At 59.5% G+C, this 2,740-nt stretch carries 3 protein-coding genes and 1 pseudogene; 3 read left to right on the top strand and 1 reads right to left on the bottom strand.

Annotated features, from left to right (window positions below):
* On the top strand, positions 1-588 hold a 588-nt coding region (locus tag JOY90_RS10340), incomplete at its 5' end, for a zinc-binding dehydrogenase (protein ID WP_291691036.1).
* Positions 589-666: 78 nt separating this feature from the next.
* On the opposite strand, the gene JOY90_RS10335 is transcribed toward JOY90_RS10340, so the two are convergent.
* Positions 667-1,347 carry a TetR/AcrR family transcriptional regulator gene (locus JOY90_RS10335; protein ID WP_291691035.1) on the bottom strand — a complete coding sequence of 227 codons (681 nt, stop codon included), beginning with the start codon at positions 1,345-1,347 and terminating at the stop codon, positions 667-669.
* Between the two features lie 208 nt (positions 1,348-1,555).
* Between JOY90_RS10335 and JOY90_RS10330 the strand changes: the two genes are divergently transcribed.
* Both JOY90_RS10330 and JOY90_RS10325 read left to right on the top strand, forming a co-directional pair.
* Positions 1,556-2,464: a hypothetical protein gene (locus JOY90_RS10330; RefSeq protein WP_291691034.1), complete on the top strand. Its 909-nt coding sequence runs from the start codon at positions 1,556-1,558 to the stop codon at positions 2,462-2,464.
* A 75-nt stretch (positions 2,465-2,539) separates the two neighbouring features.
* Positions 2,540-2,740: pseudogene (locus tag JOY90_RS10325) on the top strand (MFS transporter); the annotation flags it as partial.

Below are 2,740 nucleotides of genomic sequence, written 5' to 3'. Positions count from 1 at the left end.
GCTGGCCTTGCACTTGCGCCACAGGCTCGCGCGATCTTCGTCAACGGCGTCGCAGGAACAATCGGCAGTGCGCTCACAGAGCTCGCCAAAGCCAAGGGGCTCGGGGTAATCGGAACGGTAAGCTCCGAGCAGAAGGCGCGATATGCGAAGGCCAAGGGGGCAGACGAGGTGGTCTTCTATCAGCGCGAGCCCGTTCTTGAACGCGTGATGGCGGCAACCGAGGGCCGCGGCGTGGATGCCGCATTTGACCATGTGATTGGAGCTGGGTTCATCGATTGCGTACGCATGCTGGCGGATTTCGGCACGGCGGTGGCCTACAACGTGCACACCCCCATGCCTGGTGATGACGTTTTTGCCGAACTGCGCCGCCTTTCCATCCGAAGCCCGGGAGTGCGCGTTTTCAACATTCACACCTACGATCACGACATTCCCCTGCTCAGGAAGCTGACCCAGGATCTGATCAAGATGTTGGCGGCCGGTCTGATCAAGCCGACGATCGGAGCCCGGTTGCCGCTTACAAGGATCGCGGAGGCCCACCGGATGTTCGAGGAGGGAAGCACGCTCGGCAAGATCGTGTTATTGCCCTGAGGATAAGGCTCGCAGGCTTCCGCTCGTCCCGGCCGGCGAATGTGAACGGACGTGTTCGATGAAACGACGGCCGAGAAGTCAGCTAGCCGGCCGTGCTCGGTTGCGCTGCGGTTTTGCCCGCTCGGGTACGGAATAATAAGCGAGAAACATGTCAATCGCTTCATTGATCGGCGCGTTCAACCGATCGGACTTGAAACTCGATCGCCCGAGTATGCTCGGCCAGATGATCGCACCTCGCATGAGCGAGCCGAAGATATGACCAGCGCGGACGGCATCTCGAACGAATAGACGTCGATCTGCTACCGCCGCCCTCACCCAATCGGCGAAGCCATATTCCGCCTTCCAATAGGTCGCGAGCGCCGGTTCGACCAGCGCTGGATTCCTGACGTGTTCGGCCAACACGGTGCGAAAGAGCTGCAAGTACCTGGCGTCTCGCATGAGCCTGATTGACTGAATGGCATATTGCTCGAGCTGCTCACGCAAGGGCGCGTCGTTGCGATAGCGAAGCGTCGCCACCCTGCTGATTTCTTCAGCGACCCTCACGATGATGGCTCGGAAGAGGACTTCCTTGCTGGGAAAGTGATTGTAAAGCGTGCGTTTTGACACGGACGCGCTCGCGGCGACGGCGTCCATGTTCGCATTCAGATATCCGGACACACTGAATTCGCGGCGCGCTGCCTCGAGCATCGCGAGCCGTTTTGCCGCAGAAACCCGCCGTCCCCGCATTCGTCCCGATTGCTGCTTTGGCCAGCCTTCCATGCGAAAACAGATACTTTGGAAACCAGTTCTTCGCAACGCGCGAACCGGCCGGCCGTCTCCTGTCGACGGGGGCAGTTGTCGACGGGGGCAGTAGCGATGCTGCGATGCAACGGCCGGAGGGCCGTATGGCTGCTTGACAGCGGCGCCGGTCCGCCTGAAACTGCACTCGAAAGTGCAATAATTAGTTCGACCGGAAAGGACGCACGCGATGAAAATCGTTGATCCCTCTACTGCCGCTCTCGTAACAGACGATCATCCGACAGGGGCTCTTGGCCTGCGGCATCTCAGCCAGGGCCGCGCCGGAACGGCCGACAATTTCATGATGGTACTTGCCGAAAATCTCGGCCATTTCGAAATGGTCCGGCACCGCCACAACTTTGATCAGTTCCGGTTTTGCATCCGCGGCGACATGAAGATGGGCCCGCACCGGACGCTCCGGGAGGGCCATCTGGGATACTTTCCTGAAGGGACGCCATACGGGCCCCAGGACGACCCTCAGGGCCAACTCGCCCTTGTGGTGCAATTCGGAGGTGCGAGCGGCTATGGCTATATGAACATGGAACAGTACAGAGCCGGCCGAGCTTCGCTCAGCAAGAGCGGTCGTTTCGAAGGGCCGGTTTATATCCGCGAACTGGGTGGCGGTCGCCTCAAGAAAACCTTTAGCATCAATGCGATTTGGGAGGAAGCGATCGGCAAGAAGATGTTGCTTCCCGCACCCCGTTATGACGAGCCGATCTTCATGAATCCGCGTGCATATCGCTGGGTGCCTCTAGAGGGATTCGAAACGGTCTTTCGCAAGCAGCTCGGCGTTTTCAGTGAGCGAGAAACGATGGCGGAGATGTGGTCACTCCGGCAGGGCGCAACCCACGCATTCGGCGCGGATTTGGCTATCCGACTGCTCTTTGTGCTCGAAGGCCAGGGAAAGACGCACAACGCACAGCTCAAGGCTCATTTCGCCGTGCATCTCGATCCCAATGAGGCGATCGACATTACGGCTGACTGCGAGATGACGCTCCTGTCTTTCACGCTACCTATAGTTGTCGACGGGACGTGGACCAAGCCCGGGGAGGACGCGGAGGAGCCTGTGGCCGATGAGTCCGTGACCGAATCGGCGTAATCATACTTCATGCGGCCGAGCGCCTGGAAAAGGCCGCCTCGGTGGTCCCGACCGCTTCGTCCAGGGGAACATGCCATGGCTGAGAGTAGCGGCAGCAACCTGCGTTCCGTCATCGCCTGCAATATCGGAGTGATGCTCGAAGGTTTCGACTTCATCGCCTACAGCTTCTTCACCCCTGTCATCATGAAGCTGTTCTTCCCGACTGGGAACGACGTCACCGCACTGATGTTGGCGTTTGCGACGTTCGGCTTGGCCTATCTCGTTCGTCCCCTCGGA

It is taken from the genome of Bradyrhizobium sp. (assembly GCF_019242285.1).
Lineage (GTDB): Bacteria > Pseudomonadota > Alphaproteobacteria > Rhizobiales > Xanthobacteraceae > Bradyrhizobium.
This window is presented reverse-complemented; position numbering and strand designations above follow the sequence as displayed.

Bases quoted from the DNA above. Each gene is read 5' to 3' on its own strand.
- JOY90_RS10330 (WP_291691034.1), top strand. From the start codon at position 1,556: ATGAAAATCGTTGATCCCTCTACTGCCGCTCTCGTAACAGACGATCAT.
- JOY90_RS10335 (WP_291691035.1), bottom strand. From the start codon at position 1,347: ATGGAAGGCTGGCCAAAGCAGCAATCGGGACGAATGCGGGGACGGCGG.